Origin of the sequence: Dolichospermum sp. LEGE 00246 (assembly GCF_015207865.1) — a bacterium.
Classification (GTDB): domain Bacteria; phylum Cyanobacteriota; class Cyanobacteriia; order Cyanobacteriales; family Nostocaceae; genus Dolichospermum; species Dolichospermum heterosporum.
Genome location: NZ_JADEWA010000551.1, coordinates 1 through 3,192 on the forward strand (window position 1 = coordinate 1; position 3,192 = coordinate 3,192).

At 38.7% G+C, this 3,192-nt stretch carries 2 protein-coding genes; one reads left to right on the forward strand and one right to left on the reverse strand.

Annotation, left to right across the window (positions count from 1 at the left end):
- Positions 1–121: 121 nt before the first annotated feature.
- Positions 122–1,171 (forward strand): macro domain-containing protein, encoded by a 1,050-nt coding sequence (locus IQ228_RS23800; RefSeq protein WP_193964675.1) that lies wholly within the window; start codon positions 122–124, stop codon positions 1,169–1,171.
- A gap of 67 nt (positions 1,172–1,238) precedes the next feature.
- On the opposite strand, the gene IQ228_RS23805 is transcribed toward IQ228_RS23800, so the two are convergent.
- Entirely contained in the window at positions 1,239–3,044 is a 1,806-nt protein-coding gene (locus IQ228_RS23805; protein ID WP_193964677.1) for a DNA polymerase domain-containing protein, read from the reverse strand.
- Between the last annotated feature and the right edge of the window lie 148 nt (positions 3,045–3,192).

The window sequence follows — 3,192 nt, forward strand, 5'->3', positions numbered from 1 at the left end:
GTTTCTAGTTTATCCAGTGATAGATAACACTAATTGATAATAATTGATTATCAACCAGCAACTACCACAGAGAATATAACAGTATAAACAGCGATGAAAATTATTTAATCCCTTAAAAACAATGATTGAAATTAAGCAAGGCAACTTATTAACAGAACCAGCACAAGCCCTAGTAAACACAGTGAATTGTGTCGGTGTCATGGGCAAAGGCATTGCTTTGCAATTTAAACAAGCCTATCCAGAAAATTTCCGCCAATACGAAAAAGCCTGTCGTGCTGGACAGGTGCAACCGGGGCAGATGTTTACCGTCGCTACAGGTAACTTATTTAACCCCCTGTACATTATTAACTTCCCCACCAAACGCCACTGGAAGGGCAAATCTAAATTAGAAGATATCAAAACTGGACTGGTAGCATTAGTCGCCCAAGTACAGCAATTAAACATTACTTCCATTGCTATACCTCCATTGGGGTGCGGTAACGGTGGCTTAGACTGGAGTGAGGTTAAACCCTTAATAGAATCAGCTTTTGCTGCACTTCCAGATGTCCAAGTCATTATTTTTGAACCCAGTGGCGCACCTGCTGTGGAAACAATGCCCGTAGCCAGCAAAAAGCCAAATATGACTCGCGCCCGTGCCTTGTTTATTCGCTTACTGGAATTGTACGGTATTCCTGGTTATGAATTAACCAAACTAGAAATTCAAAAACTCGCCTATTTTTTACAAGTAGCAGGTGAACCCCTACGCCTTGAGTATGTAAAACACAAATATGGACCTTATGCCCATAACCTAAATCATGTTTTAAAACACATAGAAGGGCATTACATTCGCGGTTATGGGGATGGAACAGCCAAGGCAGAAAGCGCGGAGATTTACGTTTTACCCGCAGGTAGAGAAGCTGCACAGTCCTTTTTAGCCAATGACCCATCAGCACAGGAACGGTTAGAACGAGTTAGCAACCTCATAAATGGCTTTGAAACCCCTTATGGCATGGAATTATTGGCTACAGTTCATTGGGTAGGGACTCAAGAAACCAACCCAGTCCAAGATAGTGAACAGACCATAGAGTTAGTTTATTCCTGGAGCGATCGCAAACGCACCATCTTTAAACCACAACATATACGTAAAGCTTGGCAGCGATTAGGACAGCAGAATTGGTTGGCTGCAAAATAAAAATATAAGGCGATCGCCCACTCCATTACCATAGACGATCGCTCTCATCATTAGTATAATCTCTTACTCAAAACAGACTCAACTGCTTCCCCACATCACCTTGAGGCTCAACAACCGAAAGTAACTCATCTCGTTTTTTAGCCATCAACTCCAAATAATACCCACTGGAATAGGCTTCAGAATTAGTTAATCCCCTAATTCCTTGATAAAACGTCACAACATCCCCAGTATTACCCAGAACCAAAAGAGCCTTTTCACCCTTCTTAATTTTCCGAGTAACCTGTAACTGTTCCACAGGAAAATCACCAGAACGAATAACCTTTGTTAATTCCTGGTAATATTGTTCTGCCTTAGCCTTTGACAGAAGATATTGTGTCAAGTAGTTCAAAGGAAACTCCTTTTCTAGACGAGAACGATCGCGTTTCCGCCATGAACCCTTAGTAGTAATTTTACCATCTTCATGCCAGAGAATATAATTCTTAGCTCCTCTAGAGGGAACAAACATCGCTTGAGCAAGGACTTCCAACTCTATTTTGATACCAATAGGTAAAGCATTTTGCAGCTTTTCAAATATCAGCAGAGGTTCAGAGTGGGAGAAGAACACACCATCAGTATCACTTTCAACCTGGATACCTCCCGCTTTTTCAATCACATCAATCATGAATCGCAGAATCCGTCTCCCATAAGCTGTAACCAGTGCAGCAGCTTCCATATCGTTAAAACCAACACCAGAAGTCCCATAAAAGCCAAACAACGAGTTGATTAACACTTTGAGAGCAGCTTCAGCTTGTTTAGCAGCTAAATCTCCAGCTTTTCCTAATTCCTTGAGTCTGAGTCGTTCCCTGGTGAGATAATCGAGAATACTTAACCCCACTCGTTGCGTATCCTTGCGGGAGCAAATCCCATATTTAAGCATAATGCTGGGATACAGACTGGAAACATCAATTTTGGCAATGTGTTTGTGTAAACCTGGTACAGAAATTACCAGTCCTCCCTCAAATTTCAACTTCGGATCAGCAGTTGGTTTGTAACCTGGATATTGTCTTTCTAAAACGCGCTGCCATTTAGTACCATTACCAGTGAGCGAAAGTTGTTGTAAATTCATACCTGGTACTATCAGCGATTCATAGTAATAGGAAGGAACTAATTTATCAGCAATTAATTTCGTATCTTCCAAGTCATAAATTAGGTATTTTCTGATTTTTTCCCATTCTTGAGAACCTGCACCTTCACCCCAACAATGTTGAATTTCTTGGGGAGTTAAAACCAACCTAGCAGATTCTCGCAATCCCATTTCTATGACTGCACTTTTTAGGGAATGTTGATATAATGCTTTATTGACAAAATCCCATCTCAGGACACAAATATAAACATCAATATGTTGGCTGTTGCTGATGAATATTTCGGAAATATTCATAGGTTTACCAAATACCTGTGCTGTCTTGATAATTCTCGAATGCTGAGAAATAGTAAAAGGATGAGATATGTTATTGATTAGGCATCTAGTAATGATAAATGGAAAATCAAAATCTGTACCGTTGTATGTGAGAACTAGATCAGGAGATATAGACTGAAAATAGGTAATAAATTGGCAGAGTAATTTTGATTCATTTTCATCCATAAATACAAAATATTCGCCCAATTCATTCATACAACCAATAGCGAAAATTCTATCTTTACTAGGAATCAGCCCTGAAGTTTCAATATCAATAACCATTTGCTTCAGGGCATTGTAAGGTTTAATCGTCTGTAAAGGTTGCCAGGATTGATAAACTGTATTATCTGTGTAGAAAATGTTTAACTTATCTTCGGTAACGGTAATTTGATTATCACTTTTAGTGATAAAATGACGATGATTGTAATTAATTTTCATTGTGATTATGAGTTATTTACTAATGGTTTTTATTTTTTGATGTTGAAAAGAAATGAATGAATTTACATCTATAACGGCATTAGCCGCTAATATTTTAAAAGCTTGTTACAAATAGATTTTCAAAATAATCGCTGTGGTAATTTTATAA

Coding starts and splice junctions, on each gene's coding strand:
- IQ228_RS23805 (WP_193964677.1), bottom strand. CDS start 3,044: ATGAAAATTAATTACAATCATCGTCATTTTATCACTAAAAGTGATAAT.
- IQ228_RS23800 (WP_193964675.1), top strand. CDS start 122: ATGATTGAAATTAAGCAAGGCAACTTATTAACAGAACCAGCACAAGCC.